Genomic DNA, 19,453 nt, shown 5'->3' on the forward strand with positions numbered 1-19,453 from the left:
CAGCCCGGTGCAACCCAGCGCATCACGCACCAGCATGGCTCGACTTCTATACTGCCGTTGGCGCTCAAGGCCCATGCAGACGCCACTTGCCCAGCCTGGCATGGGCGCTGCACGGTAAAGGACGTCTCGACACTCCTCCATCTCAACATGGGTCGCAGCCATGTCCTACCAGACCACCATCGGCGATCTCGTCTACCGCTTCGCCGATCTCAAGACGCTGCTGGCCAAGGCCAGCCCCGCTCGCTCCGGTGATTATCTGGCCGGAATCGCCGCCGCCACCTACGAAGAACGCATGGCCGCCAAGCTGGCCCTGGCCGAGGTGCCGCTCAAGCGCTTTCTCGAGGAGGCGCTGATCCCCTACGAGCAGGACGAAGTCACCCGCCTGATCATCGATCGCCATGACGCTGCCGCTTTCGCCCTAATCAGCCACCTGACGGTGGGCGACCTGCGTGACTGGCTGCTGCTGGAAAAGACCGATAGCACCCGGCTGAGTGCCGTCGCGGCTGGCCTGACACCGGAAATGGTCGCAGCAGTGAGCAAGCTGATGCGCAATCAGGACCTGATCCTGGTGGCGCGCAAATGTCAGGTGGTCAGCCGTTTCCGCAACACCCTGGGCCTGCCCGGCCACCTTGCCGTGCGCCTGCAACCGAACCACCCCACCGATGACGTGCGCGGCATCGCCGCGAGCATGCTCGACGGTCTGCTCTACGGCTCCGGCGACGCCGTGGTGGGTATCAATCCGGCCAGCGACTCGCTGCCGACTCTGATGCGCCTGTGGCAGATGATGGACGAGGTACGCCAGCACTTCGAAATCCCCATGCAGAGCTGCGTGCTGACCCATGTCACCACGCAGATCCAGGCCATCGAAGCCGGCGCGCCAATCGATCTGGTGTTCCAGTCCATTGCGGGCACCGAGGCGACCAATGCCGGCTTCGGCGTGTCCCTGGCGATCCTTCGTGAAGCGCACGACGCCGCGCTGTCGCTCGGTCGTGGCACGCTCGGCGATAACGTCATGTACTTCGAAACCGGCCAGGGCAGCGCACTATCGGCCGGAGGTCACCATGGCGTCGACCAGCAGACCTGCGAAGCACGCGCCTACGCAGTGGCCCGCGAGTTTCGCCCGCTGCTGGTCAATACCGTGGTGGGCTTCATCGGGCCGGAGTATCTCTACGACGGCAAGCAGATCACTCGCGCCGGACTGGAGGATCATTTCTGCGCCAAGTTGCTCGGCCTGCCGATGGGCTGCGACGTCTGCTACACCAACCACGCCGAAGCCGATCAGGATGACATGGACAACCTGCTCACCCTGCTCGGTGCGGCTGGCATCAACTTCATCATGGGCATCCCCGGCGCCGACGACATCATGCTCAACTACCAGAGCACCTCGTTCCACGATGCGCTGTACCTGCGCAACGTGCTGGGCCTCAAACGCGCGCCGGAATTCGACGCCTGGCTGGCGCGCATGGCCATCACCGAACCGGGAGGCCGCCTACGCGATATCGGCCGTGGTCACCATCTGCTCAAGCAGTTGCCACACATCTCGGGAGCCGCCTGATGACCAACGACCTGATCCAGCACAATCCCTGGGACGAACTGCGCGCACACACTTCGGCGCGCATCGCCCTTGGCCGGGTCGGCTGCAGCCTGCCTACCACCGAGGTGCTGAAGTTCGGCCTGGCCCATGCTCAGGCACGCGACGCCGTGCACCGTCCGCTGGACTTCGACGAGCTACAAGCCCAGTTGCAGAACGCTGGTTTTCGCTCCCTTAAAGTGCGCAGCAACGCCGAGGATCGTCAGAGCTACCTGCTACGCCCGGATCATGGCAGGCAACTGCACGAAGCATGTCGTCAGCAGCTGTTGCAGGAAGCCCCGGCGCCGGAACTGGTGATCGTGCTGGCCGACGGCCTCTCGGCCATTGCCGTGCAACGCCATGCCCTGCCCCTGCTGCAAGCCTTCCAGGCGCACTTCGACACCGACTGGGCCAACACCCCGGTAGTGCTCGCCGAACAGGGCCGTGTGGCCATCGGCGACGGCATCGCCGAGGCGCTACGCGCACGCCTGGTGATCGTGATGATCGGCGAACGTCCAGGCCTGACCTCGCCGGACAGTCTCGGCCTGTACCTGACCTACGCGCCGCGGATCGGCTGCCCGGACAGCGCGCGCAACTGCATCTCCAACGTGCGCCCCAAAGGGCTGCCCTACGCGCTGGCGGCGCACAAGCTCGACTACCTCGCGCGCCAGGCCTTGCGCCTGCAACTCAGCGGCGTGTCGCTCAAGGACGACAGCAACCTGCAGCCGGTGCGCGAGCTGCCAGCCTGACAAGCCGGTTGCGAGCGGGTATGGTGGAAGTCCCTACCCGCAAGAGGAATCGATCATGCCCTGGTACGCCTGGCTCATCCTGATCCTGGCCTTGGGCTCCATCCTCGGCAGCCTCCTGCTGCTACGCGACACGGCGAAGAAATTGCCGCTGACCGAGGAACAGCTCAAGCGTATCCACGAGCGCAACGTCGAACAGGACGCCAAGGACAGCCGAGAGCGCTGACCCATCCTGTACGCCATCTCTACTCTGAGAGCCTGCTAGACTGCGCCTCCTTCTCCCGAGGAGGCGCCATGCCCCTGCATCTGCGACTGCTGCTACCGGCCTTTACCCTGGCGCTGGGTCATGCTTTGGGCTTCATCCAGCCGGTCGGTCTGTTACTTGGTACGGCTGCCTGCGTCCTGATCCTGCTTGGCGAACGGCACCTGTCGGCTTGGCTGTGGCGAGCGTTGGTGCTTGTCGCTGGCGTCGCACTGGCGGCCCACTTGCTACCAGGTTTCAGCCCCTAGACGCTTTGGCAACCACGCCAGATCAGCCCTGACGCACCGCCCTATACGTTGCGCCTGTCCTGGGACAAGTTGCTGCTCGGCACGGCGCTGCTGGCCTGGTGGCTGGGACAGCCCAGCAGACCGGTCATTTCTCCAGCACGTGTATTGTGGGTCTGCTTACTCACCTTGCTGGCGGTGCCGGTGCTGGCAATCGCACTAGGACTGGTGGCCTGGCAGCCGAAATGGCCGGAAGGCCTGCTGCTGTGGTTGCTGGTGAATCTGGGCGTGGCCGTGCTGGCCGAGGAGCTTCTGTTTCGTGGCGTACTGCAGCCTGCTCTGGTGCAGCGCTTCGGGGCCTGGCCAGGGCTGTTGCTAACGGCTGCACTCTTCGGTGCGGTTCACATGCCATTCAGCCTGTTATTCGCCCTACTGGCGAGCCTCGCCGGCCTGGGTTATGGCCTGGCCTTCCACTACAGCGGCCGCCTGAGCCTGGCGGTCGCGCTACATGGCGCGGTCAATCTACTGCATCTATCGCTGTTGAGTTATCCGCTACGACTGGCATGACCGCGATGCGATAAGGCGAAAAGATCCGCGCCAGTTCGCCCTTGAGCCGGAGCTCTTCGAGCAACTCGGCGAAACGCTCGGGGCTGATCGGCGCACCGGTACGAATCATCGCGTGATGACGGTAGACCTGGTCGGTACGCTCGGAAATCAGTAACGAGCGAGCATGCTCACGATTGCGCTTGATGAAGTCATAGAGATTGGAGCGCGTGACCAGAGCGACATCTGCACGCCCGCGCAGCACCATCAGTAGGTTGCTGTCATGTGAATGGCCAAGGTTGGCATTGAAGGTTTGGGTCAGGTATTCGGGATCACTGTTGAAACCCGCAAAACCGTAGTGATAACCGCGATACAGTGCCAGGCGCTTACCCTGTACCTGTTCGAAATAGCCCTGGTCGCGCCCCTCCTCGTCACGTGCGACGAACAACTCGGCGTCCTCCAGGCCCATGTCGACAGCGGCTACATCGATCCCCTGCCAGCCCCACTCCGGGTTCTCGAAAATGGCCATGTCGATGCGCCCACGTTGCAGATCGCTGAAGCGACGCACGATAGCGGTGGGCAACATGGTGAAGTGGTAGTCGTCTTGCACCTGATTGAGCGAATCGAGCAATTGCGGCAGCAGGCCGCTGGACTCGTTCAGGTTGGACTTGATCACATAGGGCGGAAAGTGTGCACCGCCAACTCGGACAACTTCTGCGGCATACAACAAGCCGGTCGACAGCAAGCAGATAGCGGCCAGCCATCCATGATTCCAGCGCCCCCAATGCCGCATCTTGAGTCCCCCAAAAAATCCTTCTTCTAGTGCGGCTCAGCCTACTCCAGTCTTACCCTGACCGACTAGATGGTTTTTCAGTCGTATGTCGCTTTCCAGACCGCGTCTGACGACAACTCACGCCCTTACTACAGCGCCCGAAAACTGGCGTCATCCAAGCAGCACAGAAGCAGAGGTGACTCGCGCGCTCAAGCGTCCTTGCACACCAGCGACAGGGCTTCTTCGGCCAGTTGATCCAGGCTCATTGGTCCCTCCGGACGAAACCAGGTGTTAGTCCAACTCAGCGCTCCGGTAAGAAACCTTCGCTGGATGAAGGGATCACCCTTGAAGTAGCCGGCTTCACGCGCCTCGTTCAGCACCTGCAGCCAGATCTGCTCGTAGGTGTCGCGCAGGGCCAGCACCTGGGCCTGACTTTGCGTCGACAACGAGCGCCATTCGTAGACCAGCACCGCCATGGCCTCGCCAGTACCGCCCATGATCGACTGCAGCTCGCAGCGAATCAGCGCCAGCAGGCGTTCACGGGTGCCCTTCGCGTGCGCAAGATCGGCCTGCATCAGCGCGGTGTTGTAGACGATGGTTTCCTCCATCACAGCGCGGAGAATCTCGTCCTTGCTCTTGAAGTGGTGAAAGATGCTGCCCGACTGGATGCCGATGGCGCTGGCCAGGTCACGCACCGTGGTGCGCTCGTAGCCCTTGCTGCGGAACAGGTGAGCCGCCATCTGCAGCAGCTTGCCGCGTGCGCTCTCCGGGTCGGTGAGCTGGCCGCTGTCGACCAGCGCCTGCATCACCGCCTGGGCATTTTGTTCATCCACGCTGGCTTCTCCCCATTTCTTGGCCCTGCTGGCAGTTACTCGTAATTCGAGCAACTGCCAGCAAGTGCTTGTCGTTGTTGGTGAAATTTATGCCTGGTGGATGAACCAAGCAAGCGCTTGGCCGCACTTTTGGCCAGTTTGTCGTGTTTTGCCACTTTTCAACCAAGCGCTTGCTTGGTAGTGTGAGCTCACCTTCTCAAATGTGTGACGGGCCAATTCCAATGACCAAAACCGTACGCATCGGCTGCGCCTCCGCGTTCTGGGGCGACACCTCCACCGCTGCCGCTCAACTGGTTCGCGGCGCCGAACTGGATTACCTGGTGTTCGACTACCTGGCCGAGATCACCATGTCGATCATGGCCGGCGCCCGCATGAAGAAGCCGGATGATGGCTATGCCCGCGACTTCGTCGAGGTGCTAGCGCCTCTGCTCGGCGAACTGGCGGCGAAGAAAACCCGCGTCATCAGCAACGCCGGCGGGGTCAACCCAATGGCCTGCGCTGCGGCTCTGAGCGCCGCCTGCGAGCAGGCCGGGGTGAACCTGAAGATCGCCGTGCTGCACGGCGACAACCTGCACCCCAAGCTCGGCGAGCTGGTCAAGGCCGGCACCCGCGAGATGTTCACGGGTGCCGCGCTGCCGCCCTTCTGCGTTTCGGTCAACGCCTACCTCGGCGCACCGGGCATCGTCGCCGCGCTGGAACAGGGCGCCGACATCGTCATCACTGGCCGCGTGGTCGACAGTGCGGTGGTCAGCGCTGCCCTGGTGCACGAATTCGGCTGGGCCTGGAGCGACTACGACAAGCTGGCCCAGGCCGCGCTGGCCGGGCACATCATCGAGTGCGGCGCGCAGTGCACCGGTGGCAACTTCACCGACTGGCGCGACGTGCCGGATTACGAGCACATCGGTTTCCCCATCGTCGAAGTCGAAGACGATGGCCGTTTCGTCGTGACCAAGCCGGATGGTTCCGGCGGCTTGGTCACGCCTTTTACCGTTGGCGAGCAGATGCTCTACGAGATCGGCGATCCTCGTGCCTATCTGCTGCCGGACGTGATCTGCGACTTCACCCAGGTCGAGCTGAGCCAGGTCGGCGACAACCGCGTGCAGCTTCAGGGCGCCCTCGGCCTGCCGCCCACCAACCAGTACAAGGTCAGCGCCACGCACCCGGACGGTTTCCGCTGCACCGCCAGCTTCCTGCTGGCCGGTATCGATGCCGTGGCCAAGGCCGAACGGGTCAGCGAGGCGATCATCAAGAAGACCGAAGAGCTGTTCGCCGAGCGTGGCTGGGGTCGTTACCAGGAAGTCAGCGTCGAGCTGCTCGGCAGCGAAGCCACCTATGGCGCCCATGCCCATCGCAAGTACAGCCGCGAGGTAGTGGTGAAGATCGCTGCACGCCATGCCAAGAAGGAGGCGCTGATCCTCTTCTCCCGCGAGATCGCCCAGGCTGCCACCGGCATGGCGCCGGGCCTGACCGGCATCGTCGGCGGCCGCCCCACCGTCTACCCGGTGATCCGTCTGTTCAGCTTCCTGGTGGACAAGAGCGCCTGCGCCCTGAGCGTCGAGATCGATGGCGAACGCCATCCGGTCGCCCTGCCCCAGATCGATACCTTCGACCCAGCGCAACTCCGCGCACCGGCCGCTCTGCCCGTAGCGATGGGTGAAGCCGACGCTGCCGTGCCGCTGATCCGCCTGGCCGTGGCCCGCTCCGGCGATAAGGGCAACCACAGCAACATCGGCGTGATGGCCAGAAAGCCCGAATACCTGGCGTGGATCGCCGCTGCGCTGACGCCCGAAGCCGTGGCCAACTGGATGGCGCATACCCTGGACGCCGAGCGGGGCCACGTCAGCCGTTGGTATCTGCCGGGCAGCCACAGCCTCAACTTCCTGCTGGAAAACGCGCTTGGCGGTGGTGGCGTCGCCAGCCTGCGCATCGACCCGCAGGGCAAGGCCTTCGCCCAGCAACTGCTGGAATTCCCGGTGCCAGTGCCCAGGGCATTGGCGGATCGACTGCACGGCTGATACGTGGGAGCGGCTTCAGCCGCGATTGGGATAAAGCAAGGGCATCGCGGCTGAAGCCGCTCCCACAGGAACCGACGAGGACAATAACAACAATGGCATACGACTCCGTATTCAAACCCGGCCTGTTCGCCGGGCAGACCATCCTGGTCACCGGTGGTGGCAGCGGCATCGGCCGCTGCGTGGCCCACGAACTGGCCCACCTGGGCGCCCATGTGGTGCTGGTCGGGCGCAAGCAGGAAAAGCTAGAGAAGACCTGCACCGAGATCACCGAAGACGGCGGCAGCGCCAGCTTTCAGGTCTGTGACATCCGTGACGAAGAAGCCGTGAAGACCATGGTAGTCGCGGTGGTCAAGGAACGTGGGCGCATCCACCAGCTTGTGAACAATGCTGGCGGCCAGTTCCCCGCGCCGCTGATCGGCATCAACCAGAAAGGCTTCGAGACCGTGGTGCGCACCAATCTGGTGGGCGGCTTCCTGGTGGCCAAGGAAGTCTTCCTGCAGAGCATGAGCAAGCACGGCGGCAGCATCGTCAACATGCTCGCCGACATGTGGGGCGGCATGCCCGGCATGGGCCATTCGGGGGCGGCGCGGGCCGGCATGGAGAACTTCACCAAGACCGCCGCCTACGAATGGGGCCACGCCGGTGTGCGGGTCAACGCCGTAGCGCCGGGCTGGATCGCCTCCAGCGGTATGGACACCTACCCCGAGTCGATGAAGAACATGATCCGCAACCTCAAGGATCACGTGCCGCTGCAGCGTATCGGCACCGAGTCCGAGGTGGCAGCGGCCATCGTCTTCCTGCTCAGCCCCGGCGCCAACTTCATCAGCGGCAACACCATCCGTATCGATGGCGCCGCCAGCCAGGGCACCCGTGCCTGGACGCTGGGCAAGGCGAAGAACAGCGAGTCCTACAACGGTTTCCACCGGGCCTACGTGCCCGACGTACTGAAAGATCAGGAGTAAGGCGATGCCCGTGATCCAATCGGAAATCGATGTGCATGGCGAAGCCTTCGCGCAGAACCGCGAAACCATGCTGGCGGCCATCGCAACCTTCCGCGACGTCGAGCAGAAGGTGCTCGACAAGGCGCAGGAAGCCAAAGCCAAGTTCGAGAAGCGCGGCCAGTTGCTGCCGCGTGAACGCATCAACCTGTTGCTCGACGCCGGCGCGCCGTTCCTCGAACTGTCCTCGCTGGCCGGCTACAAGCTGCACGACGACAAGGATGGCAGCCAGGCCGGCGGCGGCCTGATCGCCGGCATCGGCTACATCGCCGGCGTGCGCTGCCTGGTGATCGCCAACAACAGCGCGATCAAGGGCGGCACTATCTCCCCCACTGGTCTGAAGAAATCCCTGCGTCTGCAACAGATCGCCTTCGAGAACAAGCTGCCGGTGGTGACCCTGGCCGAGAGCGGCGGCGCCAACCTCAACTATGCCGCCGACATCTTCGTCGAGGGTGCACGCGGCTTCGCCAACCAGGCGCGCATGTCCGCCATGGGCCTACCGCAGATTACCGTAGTACATGGCTCCAGCACCGCTGGCGGGGCCTACCAGCCCGGCCTGTCGGATTACGTGGTAGTGGTACGCGGCAAGGCCAAGATGTTCCTCGCCGGCCCGCCCCTGCTCAAGGCCGCCACCGGTGAGATCGCCACTGACGAGCAACTCGGCGGCGCCGAGATGCACGCCCAGGTCGCCGGCACCGCCGAGTACCTGGCCGAGAACGACGCCGACGGCGTGCGCCTGGCGCGCGAGATCCTCGGCATGCTGCCCTGGAACCAGCAGTTACCGACGCGCCCGGCGAAAAACTGGCGCGAACCGCTGTACCCGGCCGAGGAACTGCTCGGCCTGGTGCCGGCCGATGCCAAGAAACCCTACGACGTACGCGAGATCATCGCGCGCATCGCCGATGGCTCGGAGTTCCTCGACTTCAAGAACGAGTTCGACAGCCAGACCGTCTGCGGCCACTTGCAGATCGAAGGCCAGGCCTGCGGTTTCATCGGCAACAACGGCCCGATCACCCCGCAGGGTGCGGCCAAGGCGGCGCAGTTCATCCAGCTGTGCGAGCAGAGCAACACGCCGATCCTGTTCTTCCACAACACCACCGGCTTCATGGTCGGCACGGAATCGGAACAGAACGGCGTGATCAAGCACGGCTCGAAGATGATCCAGGCCGTGGCCAACGCCACCGTGCCCAAGCTCACCATCGTCGTTGGCGGCTCCTACGGCGCCGGCAACTACGCCATGTGCGGCCGCGGCCTCGACCCACGCTTCATCTTCGCCTGGCCCAACAGCAAGACCGCCGTGATGGGCGGCGCCCAGGCCGGCAAGGTGCTACGCATCGTCACCGAGGACAAGCACGCCAAGGAGGGCAAGGAAGCAGATCCAAAGATGCTCGACATGCTGGAAACCGTGACCGCACAGAAGCTCGACAGCCAGTCCACCGCGCTGTACGGCACCGCCAGCCTGTGGGACGACGGCCTGATCGACCCGCGCGACACCCGCAAACTGCTGGGCTTTTTGCTGGATATCTGCGCCGAAGCCAACCTGCGACCGTTGAAATCCAACCGTTTCGGCGTCGCGAGATTTTAAACGTAGGGCGGGTGAAACCCGCCAAGCATGCGGCGGGTTTCACCCGCCCTACAGACCCATTCAATACGGAGAACAACAACAATGATCTTCACCCAAGAACACGAAGAACTCCGCCGCACCGTCCGCAACTTCGTCGACAAGGAAATCAACCCGCACGTCGATGAGTGGGAAAAAGAAGGCCGCTTCCCCATCCATGACATTTTCAAGAAGGCCGGCGAGCTGGGCCTGCTGGGCATCTCCAAGCCGGAGAAATTCGGCGGCATGGGCCTGGACTACAGCTATTCCATCGTCGCCGCCGAAGAGTTCGGCACCATCCATTGCGGCGGCATCCCCATGTCCATCGGCGTGCAGACCGACATGTGCACCCCAGCCCTGGCGCGCTTCGGCTCCGACGAGTTGCGCGAAGAGTTCCTGCGCCCGGCCATCACCGGTGAGATGGTCGGCTGCATCGGTGTCTCCGAAGTCGGCGCCGGCTCCGACGTGGCGGGCCTGAAGACCACTGCGCGCAAGGACGGCGACGACTACGTGATCAACGGCAGCAAGATGTGGATCACCAACTCGCCGTCGGCCGACTTCATCTGCCTGCTGGCCAACACCAGCGACGACAAGCCGCACGTCAACAAATCACTGATCGTGGTGCCGATGAAGACCCCGGGCATCAGCGTCAGCCCGCACCTGGACAAACTCGGCATGCGCAGCTCGGAGACCGCCCAGGTGTTCTTCGACAACGTACGCGTGCCGCAGCGCTATCTCATCGGCCACGAAGGCGCCGGTTTCATGATGCAGATGCTGCAGTTCCAGGAAGAGCGCCTGTTCGGCGCGGCCAACATGATCAAGGGCCTGGAGCACTGCGTCGACACCACCATCGACTACTGCAAGCAGCGCCACACCTTCGGCCAACCGCTGATCGACAATCAGGTCATCCACTTCCGCATGGCCGAGCTGCAGACCGAGATCGAAGCCCTGCGCGCGCTGGTCTACCAGGCCACCGAACAGTACGTGAAAGGCCGCGACGTGACCCGGCTGGCCTCGATGGCCAAGCTCAAGGCCGGCCGCCTGGGCCGCGAGGTATCCGACGCCTGCCTGCAGTACTGGGGCGGGATGGGCTTCATGTGGGACAACCCGGTGTCGCGCGCCTACCGCGACGTGCGCCTGGTCAGCATCGGCGGCGGCGCCGACGAAATCATGCTCGGCATCATCTGCAAGCTGATGGGCATCCTGCCAGGGAAAAAGAAAGGCTGACCTGCCACTCATACCGTTGCGGCGGGTTTCACCCGCCCTACACCGAGGCTATGCGATGAACGACCTGCCCCACTGCGAAACCCTGCTGCTGAGCTACGTCGGTGGCGTGCTGCACATCACCCTCAACCGCCCGGACAGCCGCAACGCCATGAGCCTGGCCATGGTCGGCGAACTGCGCGCCACGCTGGAGGCCGTGCGCCATGATCCGAACGTGCGCGCCCTCGTTCTGCGCGGTGCCGCCGGCCACTTCTGCGCCGGCGGCGATATCAAGGACATGGCCGGCGCCCGTGCCAAAGGTGGAGACGCCTACCGCGAACTGAACCGTGCCTTCGGTGCGCTGCTGGAAGAGGCCCAGGCCACGCCGCAGGTATTGGTAGCGGTACTGGAAGGTGCCGTGCTGGGCGGCGGCTTCGGCCTGGCCTGCGTCTCCGATGTGGCCATCGCTGCCAGCGGAGCCAAGTTCGGCCTGCCGGAAACCACGCTGGGCATCCTCCCGGCGCAGATCGCCCCCTTCGTCGTGCACCGCATCGGCCTGACCCAGGCCCGCCGCCTGGCCCTGACCGCCGCCCGCTTCGACGGTGCCGAGGCCCTGCGTCTGGGCCTGGTGCACTACTGCGAGCAGGATGAAGCTGCCCTGCAACAGCGCCTGGACGAGACCCTGGAGCAAATTCGTCAGTGTGCGCCACAGGCTAACGCCCAGACCAAGGCGCTGCTGCTGGCCAGCGAACACGAAGCACTCGGCCCGCTGCTCGACCGCGCCGCCGAACAGTTCGCCGCCGCTGTGACCGGCGCCGAGGGTGTCGAAGGCACCATGGCCTTCGTGCAGAAGCGCAAGCCGAAGTGGGCTCAGTAGTAGCTCCCCTCTCCCCAAGGGGAGAGGGAACAAATAGAACGTAGCCCGGATGCAATCCGGGGATCGCCCCACAGGAGCACAAAGATGCCCGCATTCAACAAGATCCTGATCGCCAACCGCGGCGAGATCGCCTGCCGGGTGATGCGCACCGCCATCGAACTCGGCTACCGCACCGTGGCGGTGTACTCCGAGGCCGATGCCGACGCCCGCCACGTACAGATCGCCGACGAAGCCGTGTGCATCGGCCCGGCCCAGGTCAACCAGTCCTACCTGCGCATCGACGCCATCATCGAGGCCGCGCGCAAGACCGGTGCCGACGCCATTCACCCCGGCTATGGCTTCCTCTCCGAGAACGCCGATTTCGCCCGTGCCTGTGAAGCAGCCGGCATCGTCTTTATCGGCCCGACCGTGGAAGCTATCCACCTGATGGGCAGCAAGCGCCTGTCGAAGATCGCCATGCTCGAAGCCGGCGTGCCCTGCATCCCCGGCTACGAAGGCGCCGCCCAGGATGACGACACCCTGGCCAGCGAAGCCGAACGCATCGGCTACCCGCTGATGATCAAGGCCAGCGCCGGTGGTGGTGGTCGCGGCATGCGTCTGGTGCACGAATCCGCCGAACTGCTGGGGCAGATCCGCACCGCCCGCTCGGAGGCGCAGAACGCCTTCGGCTCCGGTGAGCTGATCCTTGAACGCGCGGTGATCCGCCCACGCCACGTGGAGATTCAGGTCTTCGGCGACCAGCACGGCAATATCGTCTATCTCGGCGAGCGTGACTGCTCGGTGCAACGCCGCCACCAGAAGGTGGTCGAGGAAGCACCCTGCCCGGTCATGACGCCCGATCTGCGCAAGGCCATGGGTGAAGCGGCGGTCAAGGCTGCTGCCTCGGTCAACTACGTCGGCGCAGGCACCGTGGAATTCCTCCTCGATACCTCCGGCGAGTTCTTCTTCCTAGAGATGAACACTCGCCTGCAGGTCGAGCACCCGGTCACCGAGCTGATCACCGGGCAGGATCTGGTGGCCTGGCAGATTCGCGTAGCCGAAGGCCAGCCCCTGCCGCTGCAGCAGGACGACATTCGCCTCACCGGCCATGCCATGGAAGTGCGCCTGTACGCCGAAGACTCGGCCGCCGGCTTCCTGCCGCAAACCGGCCAGGTGCTGCGCTGGGAGCCCGAACTGCTGGCCGGTGTGCGCATCGACCACGGCCTGGTCGAAGGCCAGGCCGTCACGCCCTTCTACGATCCGATGCTGGCCAAGGTTATCGCCTACGGCGAAACCCGCGACGAGGCCCGGCGCAAGCTGGTGCGCGCGGTCGAGCAGTGCGTGCTGCTCGGCGTCAACGGCAACCAGCGCTTCCTCGCCAACCTGCTCAAGAATCCGGAGTTCGCTGCCGGCAACGCCACCACGGCGTTCATCGCCGAACACTTCGCTGATGACCCAAGCCTGCATCCGCACACGGCCAGCCTGGCCGAGCTGGCCATGGCCGCTGCCCTGCTCTACCAAGTCTCGGCCGACGCTCGCGCACACCAGCCCGGCCTGTCCGGCTGGCGCAGCGCCGGCAGCGCGCCCTGGCGTTTCGTCCTCAAGCAGGGCGAACACAAGCACGCCGTGGAGCTGGACGTACTCGCCAGCGGCGCCCAAGCGCACCTTTGCGTGCGCCGGGGTGAGGAACAACTGTCCCTGCGCCTGCTGGCCAGCGACGGCCGCTGGCTGACTTTGGAGCTGGACGGCGTACGCCGCCGCCAGGCTTACCACATCGAAGGCGAACACCTGTGGCTGTATGGTGAACACGGCAACCTGGAGCTGGTCGATGTCACCCACGAGCCAGCCGGTGGGCAGAACGCCGCCAGCAGCGGCGCGGTTAAGGCACCGATGGATGGCGCCATCGTCGACGTACTGATCGCCGAGGGTGCCAGCGTGAGCAAGGGACAACTGCTGGTGGTGCTTGAGGCGATGAAGATGGAGCACCCGCTCAAGGCTGGCGTCGATGGCATCGTTCGCCGCGTCGGCGTGAGCCAGGGCGACCAGGTGAAGAATCGCCAGTTGCTGGTGGAAATCGAAGCTGTAGGGGCCTGAAATATCGCTGTGGGAGGGGCTTTAGCCGCGCGCGTTGTTCATCGCGGCTAAAGCGGATCGCCGCCCGGCCCTTCCCACAGCCCCACAACAATAAGAAGGAGCACGCCTATGTCACTTTCCGGCAAGACCCTGTTCATCACCGGCGCCAGCCGTGGCATCGGCCGCGAGATCGCCCTCAAGGCAGCCGCCGATGGCGCCAACATCGTCATCGCGGCCAAGAGCGCCGAGCCACACCCGAAACTGGAAGGCACCATCTTCAGCGTCGCCGCCGAGGTCGAAGCCGCTGGCGGCAAAGCGCTGGCGCTGCAGCTGGACGTGCGCGACGAACAGGCCGTGGCGGCAGCCATGGCCCAGGCCGCCGAGCATTTCGGCGGCATCGACGCGCTGGTCAACAACGCCGGGGCGATCAAACTGGTGGGCGTGGAGAAACTCGAACCCAAGCGCTTCGACCTGATGTACCAGATCAACACCCGCGCGGTGATGGTCTGCAGCCAGGCGGCCCTGCCCTATCTGAAGAAGAGCGCCGGCGGACATATCCTCAACCTCTCCCCACCACTCAACCTCGATTCCAAGTGGTTCGCCCAGCACGGCCCCTACACCGTCACCAAATACGGCATGAGCATGCTCACCCTGGGCATGAGCGAGGAGTTCAAGAAATACGGGATCAGCGTCAACTCGCTGTGGCCGAAGACCATGATCGCCACCGCCGCCATCGAATTCGAACTGGGCAGCCGCGACGCCTTCAAGCGCGCGCGCACCCCGGCGATCATGGCCGACGCAGCGCATGCGATCCTGGCTAGCCAGGGCCGCAGCATCACCGGGCGCTTGCTGATCGACGAGGACATCCTGCGCGAACAGGGCGTCACTGACTTCGAGCAGTACCGCTTCGATCCCGCTGGCGGCAGCCTGGTGCCTGATCTGTTCGTCGATTGAAGTCTCGGATGCGTTGGCTGCGTAGCCCGGATGCAATCCGGGCTACGGGGCGCCTTGACCCGTAGGGGGCGCCGCGCGCACCGAAACAACCTTGGGATTTGCGCCTGGCCCGGTGCGCACAGCGCACCCTACGAACGGCAAGACTATTTGCCGATCTGCCCGCCACTCAGCGCACCAGAGCCATGGCTGTTGCGCGCCTGGCTGACTAGAGTCAGAACTCGCCTCCAATTCATAACAGCCAAGTGCGAGCCCCATGAGCCAAGCCGATCTGATTTCGCCCTTCCGCTTCCTGGCCCACCTGCCACAACACCTGCCGCGCGTGCCGCGCATGCTGCGTGGCCTCTACTACGCCGGCATCCGCAACCGCGAAAAGAATCTGTCGCTGGCCTGGGCGCTGCAGCGCGCCGCCGAGCGCCACCCTGAGCGTCCGGCGCTGATGGATGAAAACCGCCAGCTCAGCTATCACGCCTTCAATGCCTGGGCCAACCGCCTGGCCTGGGCGTTCAAGGCCGAGGGCGTCAACCATGGCGACGTGGTCGCGGTGATGCTGGAGAACCGCCTGGAACTGCTGGCGATCCTCGCCGCGCTGAGCAAGCTCGGCGCGGTCGGCGCCCTGATCAACACCACCCAGCGCGGCAAGGTACTGGCGCATAGCTTCAACCTGGTCAAACCCGGCTTTCTGGTCATCGGTGACGAGCTGCGCGGCGCCTTCGACGACATCGCGACACAGCTGCATAACCAGCAGGCGCGCCGCTACTGGATCGCCGACCAGGACTGCCTGCGTGACCCCGGCCAGGCACCGGACGGCTGGGTCAACCTCATGCAGATCGCCAGCGGCCAAGCCGAGGACAACCCACCGGACAGCCTGCGCGTACGCATGAAGGACGCCTGTTTCCTGATCTACACCTCCGGCACCACCGGCCTGCCCAAGGCCTCAATCATGAGCCACGGCAAGTGGATCAAGGCCTATGGCGGCTTCGGCCATTCCGGCCTGACCCTGAACGAACGCGACGTGCTCTACCTCACCCTGCCCTGCTACCACAACAATGCCGTCACCGTATGCTGGAGCGCGGTGCTAGCCGGCGGCGCGGCCATCGCCCTGCGCCGCAAGTTCTCCGCCAGCGCCTTCTGGAGCGACGTGGCGCGCTACCAGGCCACCTGCTTCGGCTACATCGGCGAACTGTGCCGCTATCTGCTCAACCAGCCCGAGCATCCGGCAGAACGAGGCAACAGCCTGCGCTGCATGATCGGTAATGGCCTGCGCCCCTCGATCTGGGCAGAGTTCAAACAGCGTTTCGGCGTCGAGCAGATCACCGAGTTCTATGCCTCCAGCGAAGGCAACATCGGCTTCACCAACGTCTTCAACTTCGACAATACCGTCGGTTACACCCCGGCCACCTACGCCATCGTCCGCTACGACCTGGAGAACGACCGCCCCGTGCGTGGCAGCAACGGCTTCCTGCAGAAGGCCGACAAGGGCGAAGCCGGTCTGTTGATCAGCGAGATCAGCGCCAAGTGGCCGTTCGACGGCTACACCGACCCGGCCAAGAGCGAGGCGGCGATCCTGCGCGACGTGTTCAAGAAGGGCGACGCCTGGTTCAACACCGGCGACCTGATGCGCGACATCGGCTGCAAGCATGCGCAATTCGTCGACCGTCTCGGCGACACCTTCCGCTGGAAAGGCGAGAACGTCTCCACCACCGAGGTGGAAAATGTGCTGGGCGCCGTCCCCGGCGTGGAAGATGCGGTGGTCTACGGCGTGGAGATTCCCGGCACCAATGGCCGTTGCGGCATGGCCGCGCTGCGCCTGGCGCCGGGTTGCGTGCTGGATGGCGCGGCACTGGCCGCTCACCTGGATGCGGAGCTGCCGGCCTACGCCGCGCCGCTGTTCGTGCGCCTACTCGGCGAAGTCGAGACCACCGGCACTTTCAAATACAAGAAAACCGACCTCAAACAGGCCGGCTATGAGCCGCGCAAGGTCGATGGTCTGCTCTACGTGCGGCTGCCGGGCTCGAATGCCTTCCAACCACTGGATAGCGAACTGCACAGCGACATCGAGCGGCAGGCCTACCGTTTCTGACGCGCCACTCAGGCCCGTGTATCTGCAACGTCGGTCGCTCGCCAACTCTGCAGATGGCTCCTATCCAGACGCTGCCAGTGCACAGCGTCACTCAGTTGCTCGGAGGGCAACCAGATATCGCCACTGCGGATCAACATCTGCCGGGGCAGTGCCAACATCGCTTGCATCATGATCAGCTGTGTTTTCTGCGCAGCGCTGCTGAGGTGCAGGCCGGCATCATCGAATGTTTCGAAACATGGCATGTCCCCCAGGGGCTGCAAGGCCTGACGCAGCGTGCGCTCGCGAGTATCCAGAAGCAGCAGAAACCATTGCGGCGAGGGCTCCCCAGCAGCATCTTCCTCGACCGACTTGCGACTGAGAGCCAGGTAACGACCGTCCGCTGACCAGACCATCGAAGGCGCAAGGTTCGCGACCCCACAACCCGAAGCGGTCAATACGCAGCCGCCACCCGGTGCCTGATCAGCTGCTTTGGTCAGGCCGAACAACCACGCGGCATCACGCCCACACGGCGCAGGCAGCAGGTAATCGTCCTGCACACTGGCAGGTACCGGATGCCATTCCAAGCGCCAGTTGGGCAGGAGACGCAACGACCAGGCATCGACGGCAACTCGTGCTGTCTGATAACGCAATCCGCCAGCGGCGGCGAAGCGCTGGGCCTGATCAACTGTCGGGGACAATGCCTCATGACGGGGTAATCTCCGGTCATCGGCAGCAATCAGACTGATGACACCATCGTTGAATGCACCCAGACCGGTAATCAACAACGCCTCATCGAGCATCAACAGGCGCCGCGCTAGAACGTCAGCGACAACCAACTGATGCGCAACCGCCGGAGTCTCGGTAAAGGCGATCAAGGCCAGATAGCGCCCACAGTCGGAGATGCGGTGATCGAGACACCATTGCCCTGGCAACTGCCAGACACCCATTCGGCAAGTAAATACATGGCGGCGGCCGTCAAGACTCTTACGCAGCATGCTCAGGCAAGGTTGTACGCCGTCTTGCATCGCCGGGAGTTGCAGCGACACGGCCGCTGCCCGCTCACCCGCCAACTCAATACATAGGCTCAGAAACCGGGCTTCAGCCGAGGGCTGCCCGGCCACTTGATCAAGCAGCCGCGCCTCGTAGACGAGACGGTCGCCATCCAGGCGATCAGGCATTCCCCATTCGAGCTGTGGTTCATCGACAAGGCTCTGCCAGGGCTCGTCCAAAGGTCGCCAACCAGATGCCATTTGCCACGACCAAGTGGCCGTTTCACCCACCGACTGGCTCTCCACACGTGCCCGGCACACCAGCGCCTGGCCGTCATCGCGCCAGAGCACCAAGGCCCCCTGCTCCATCAACAGGCCCGTCGGCTTCTCGTCCAGCCACAGGCTATAGACCGGATCACCCAACATATCTGTCGGCATCAGTGGCTCACCATGCAGACAGCGGCTACCTTGTGGCGCGTTGAAGACCAGCCGGCCACTAGGATCGACTTCGCCTTGGCAGCGATGCTTCTGATGCACCTCATTCACTGCCACAGGCTGTTCGCTATCCGGGCTGGTCACCGTCACAGCTTGCGCGCTCGGCAGCGACCATTGATCGACACCGATTTGAAGCTTCCTGGAACCGCGTGCATCGTTGGCCACGCCTTGAACCAGATAGTCCGTGCGAGACCTGACCTCCAGTACGTTTGCCGCACCTTGAAAGCGCATGGCATAGCTGCGTTTGGAGTCCTGTTCACCGAGCCCAAGAAAATCCACCCAGAACATCAGGTGAACGCCGCTGAACAGCAGAACGAACAGCCCGACGCAGAAGCCAAGAAACCCGGAAACCTCGCCCCAGAGTTGAAAGCCAAACCCGATGCTCAACATAAACAGCGGTGCAGGCAACCGCTTGGCCACCTCCGTGTATCCGGCAAGGGCGATGATCGCAATCGCAAGGATCATCGACAGGATGAGCATGACTACGCTCCACCAGGGCAGGAAGATGCCGCCAATGATGGGCGTGATGAATGCCAGCAAGGCAAGCACCACTTTATCCTGCGCAGGACAATCGTTTTCAGTCGTTTTGAAAGACATTGGCACTCCTTTGCCAGTAATGCGAGTGGGCGAGAGGCATGATACCCGCGCGCCGCCTTTATCGATTTGGCCCTGGTCGCATCTTGGAAATGGCAGATCGCTCGCGCGGCCTTACTGTTTGAACTCGAACTGCACCTCGGCGCCTTCGATGGAATCCCAGTAGTCGTCTACTCGCTCGTTGCTGATCAGCCGACCGCTGATCTGGAACGGGCTCTGGACTTCGGGTTTCTCGCCAAATAGCGGTGGCAGCACTGGCGAAAGCTCTTCGCGGGTTTCGCTTTCCAGCGCCTGCTCGAACAGCTCCTGCGGCACGCTGAGATCCAGCGCCAGCTTCGAATCGGGCTCGACAGGCTTGGGCTGTGGTGCCGTAGCAGGCTTGGGCTTGGCGGCAACAGGCGGTTTGGCGGGAGGCACGGGTTTGTTTTCGACCACCTTGGCAGGCGGCGCAGGTTCGACCGGTTTGGGCTTGGCAACCTCGGCAACGGGCGCAGGTTCAGGCGCGGTGACCACTGCGGGCTCAGGTGCAGGCTGCTGCGCAACAGGCTCAGGCTCAGGCGCACGCTCACAGGCGCTCAGCCAACCCACACACAGCAACAGAAAAATGGACTTACGCATCATGGGACAAGGGTAACTCGATCAGTAACGCGCCCATGCTCCTCCGCCT

General features: G+C 63.9%; 15 protein-coding genes and 1 pseudogene. 12 read left to right on the top strand and 4 right to left on the bottom strand.

Annotated elements, in window-relative coordinates; all coding sequences use genetic code 11:
* Positions 1-160: 160 nt before the first annotated feature.
* The 4 genes and pseudogenes from HS968_RS14760 (at position 161) to HS968_RS14775 (ending at position 3,369) form a co-directional block, all read left to right on the top strand.
* Positions 161-1,555 (top strand): ethanolamine ammonia-lyase subunit EutB, encoded by a 1,395-nt coding sequence (locus HS968_RS14760; protein ID WP_182366754.1) that lies wholly within the window; start codon positions 161-163, stop codon positions 1,553-1,555.
* Entirely contained in the window at positions 1,555-2,319 is a 765-nt protein-coding gene (eutC, locus tag HS968_RS14765) for an ethanolamine ammonia-lyase subunit EutC (RefSeq protein ID WP_182366756.1), read from the top strand. The genes HS968_RS14760 and eutC overlap by 1 nt, the downstream gene beginning before the upstream one ends.
* Positions 2,320-2,374: 55 nt before the next feature.
* Complete coding sequence (locus HS968_RS14770; protein WP_013715159.1) at positions 2,375-2,542, top strand: DUF2897 family protein; 168 nt, start codon at positions 2,375-2,377, stop codon at positions 2,540-2,542.
* Between the two features lie 68 nt (positions 2,543-2,610).
* Positions 2,611-3,369 (top strand): annotated as a pseudogene (locus tag HS968_RS14775) (CPBP family intramembrane glutamic endopeptidase).
* Here HS968_RS14775 and HS968_RS14780 read toward each other — a convergent pair.
* Both HS968_RS14780 and HS968_RS14785 read right to left on the bottom strand, forming a co-directional pair.
* Complete coding sequence (locus HS968_RS14780; RefSeq protein WP_182366759.1) at positions 3,320-4,138, bottom strand: type 2 periplasmic-binding domain-containing protein; 819 nt, start codon at positions 4,136-4,138, stop codon at positions 3,320-3,322. The pseudogene HS968_RS14775 and the gene HS968_RS14780 overlap by 50 nt on opposite strands.
* A 188-nt stretch (positions 4,139-4,326) precedes the next feature.
* Positions 4,327-4,950 carry a TetR/AcrR family transcriptional regulator gene (locus tag HS968_RS14785; RefSeq protein WP_119691564.1) on the bottom strand — a complete coding sequence of 208 codons (624 nt, stop codon included), beginning with the start codon at positions 4,948-4,950 and terminating at the stop codon, positions 4,327-4,329.
* Positions 4,951-5,171: 221 nt separating this feature from the next.
* On the opposite strand from HS968_RS14785, the gene HS968_RS14790 reads away from it, so the two are divergent.
* The 8 genes from HS968_RS14790 to HS968_RS14825 all read left to right on the top strand — a co-directional run bounded on the left by HS968_RS14790 (position 5,172) and on the right by HS968_RS14825 (position 16,729).
* Positions 5,172-6,965: an acyclic terpene utilization AtuA family protein gene (locus tag HS968_RS14790; RefSeq protein WP_182366762.1), complete on the top strand. Its 1,794-nt coding sequence runs from the start codon at positions 5,172-5,174 to the stop codon at positions 6,963-6,965.
* A 92-nt stretch (positions 6,966-7,057) separates the two neighbouring features.
* A complete protein-coding gene (locus HS968_RS14795; RefSeq protein ID WP_182366764.1) occupies positions 7,058-7,927 on the top strand; it encodes an SDR family oxidoreductase in 870 nt (289 codons plus the stop codon).
* A gap of 4 nt (positions 7,928-7,931) precedes the next feature.
* Positions 7,932-9,548, top strand: coding sequence for a geranyl-CoA carboxylase subunit beta (gene atuC, locus HS968_RS14800; RefSeq protein WP_182366767.1), 1,617 nt, complete (start codon positions 7,932-7,934; stop codon positions 9,546-9,548).
* 81 nt (positions 9,549-9,629) lie between these two features.
* A complete protein-coding gene (atuD, locus tag HS968_RS14805; RefSeq protein ID WP_182366770.1) occupies positions 9,630-10,790 on the top strand; it encodes a citronellyl-CoA dehydrogenase in 1,161 nt (386 codons plus the stop codon).
* Between the two features lie 55 nt (positions 10,791-10,845).
* A complete protein-coding gene (atuE, locus tag HS968_RS14810; RefSeq protein WP_182366773.1) occupies positions 10,846-11,643 on the top strand; it encodes an isohexenylglutaconyl-CoA hydratase in 798 nt (265 codons plus the stop codon).
* Positions 11,644-11,727: 84 nt separating this feature from the next.
* A complete protein-coding gene (locus HS968_RS14815; RefSeq protein WP_182366776.1) occupies positions 11,728-13,716 on the top strand; it encodes an acetyl/propionyl/methylcrotonyl-CoA carboxylase subunit alpha in 1,989 nt (662 codons plus the stop codon).
* A gap of 108 nt (positions 13,717-13,824) precedes the next feature.
* Positions 13,825-14,649: an SDR family oxidoreductase gene (locus HS968_RS14820; protein ID WP_182366779.1), complete on the top strand. Its 825-nt coding sequence runs from the start codon at positions 13,825-13,827 to the stop codon at positions 14,647-14,649.
* A gap of 253 nt (positions 14,650-14,902) precedes the next feature.
* Positions 14,903-16,729: a long-chain-acyl-CoA synthetase gene (locus HS968_RS14825; protein ID WP_182366781.1), complete on the top strand. Its 1,827-nt coding sequence runs from the start codon at positions 14,903-14,905 to the stop codon at positions 16,727-16,729.
* 8 nt (positions 16,730-16,737) lie between these two features.
* Here the strand turns inward: HS968_RS14825 and HS968_RS14830 are convergent, their stop codons facing one another.
* Both HS968_RS14830 and HS968_RS14835 read right to left on the bottom strand, forming a co-directional pair.
* Positions 16,738-18,789 (bottom strand): hypothetical protein, encoded by a 2,052-nt coding sequence (locus HS968_RS14830; protein WP_182366784.1) that lies wholly within the window; start codon positions 18,787-18,789, stop codon positions 16,738-16,740.
* A 111-nt stretch (positions 18,790-18,900) separates the two neighbouring features.
* Positions 18,901-19,407, bottom strand: coding sequence for a hypothetical protein (locus HS968_RS14835; RefSeq protein WP_182366787.1), 507 nt, complete (start codon positions 19,405-19,407; stop codon positions 18,901-18,903).
* Positions 19,408-19,453 lie beyond the last annotated feature (46 nt).

Source organism: Pseudomonas berkeleyensis (genome assembly GCF_014109765.1).
In the GTDB taxonomy this organism is placed as follows: Bacteria; Pseudomonadota; Gammaproteobacteria; order Pseudomonadales; family Pseudomonadaceae; genus Aquipseudomonas; species Aquipseudomonas berkeleyensis.

What these genes read in the sequence shown, in the direction of transcription:
- HS968_RS14760 (WP_182366754.1), top strand. Translation starts at nt 161, where the DNA reads ATGTCCTACCAGACCACCATCGGCGATCTCGTCTACCGCTTCGCCGAT.
- eutC (WP_182366756.1), top strand. Translation starts at nt 1,555, where the DNA reads ATGACCAACGACCTGATCCAGCACAATCCCTGGGACGAACTGCGCGCA.
- HS968_RS14770 (WP_013715159.1), top strand. Translation starts at nt 2,375, where the DNA reads ATGCCCTGGTACGCCTGGCTCATCCTGATCCTGGCCTTGGGCTCCATC.
- HS968_RS14780 (WP_182366759.1), bottom strand. Translation starts at nt 4,138, where the DNA reads ATGCGGCATTGGGGGCGCTGGAATCATGGATGGCTGGCCGCTATCTGC.
- HS968_RS14790 (WP_182366762.1), top strand. Translation starts at nt 5,172, where the DNA reads ATGACCAAAACCGTACGCATCGGCTGCGCCTCCGCGTTCTGGGGCGAC.
- HS968_RS14795 (WP_182366764.1), top strand. Translation starts at nt 7,058, where the DNA reads ATGGCATACGACTCCGTATTCAAACCCGGCCTGTTCGCCGGGCAGACC.
- atuC (WP_182366767.1), top strand. Translation starts at nt 7,932, where the DNA reads ATGCCCGTGATCCAATCGGAAATCGATGTGCATGGCGAAGCCTTCGCG.
- atuD (WP_182366770.1), top strand. Translation starts at nt 9,630, where the DNA reads ATGATCTTCACCCAAGAACACGAAGAACTCCGCCGCACCGTCCGCAAC.
- atuE (WP_182366773.1), top strand. Translation starts at nt 10,846, where the DNA reads ATGAACGACCTGCCCCACTGCGAAACCCTGCTGCTGAGCTACGTCGGT.
- HS968_RS14815 (WP_182366776.1), top strand. Translation starts at nt 11,728, where the DNA reads ATGCCCGCATTCAACAAGATCCTGATCGCCAACCGCGGCGAGATCGCC.
- HS968_RS14820 (WP_182366779.1), top strand. Translation starts at nt 13,825, where the DNA reads ATGTCACTTTCCGGCAAGACCCTGTTCATCACCGGCGCCAGCCGTGGC.
- HS968_RS14825 (WP_182366781.1), top strand. Translation starts at nt 14,903, where the DNA reads ATGAGCCAAGCCGATCTGATTTCGCCCTTCCGCTTCCTGGCCCACCTG.
- HS968_RS14830 (WP_182366784.1), bottom strand. Translation starts at nt 18,789, where the DNA reads ATGTCTTTCAAAACGACTGAAAACGATTGTCCTGCGCAGGATAAAGTG.
- HS968_RS14835 (WP_182366787.1), bottom strand. Translation starts at nt 19,407, where the DNA reads ATGATGCGTAAGTCCATTTTTCTGTTGCTGTGTGTGGGTTGGCTGAGC.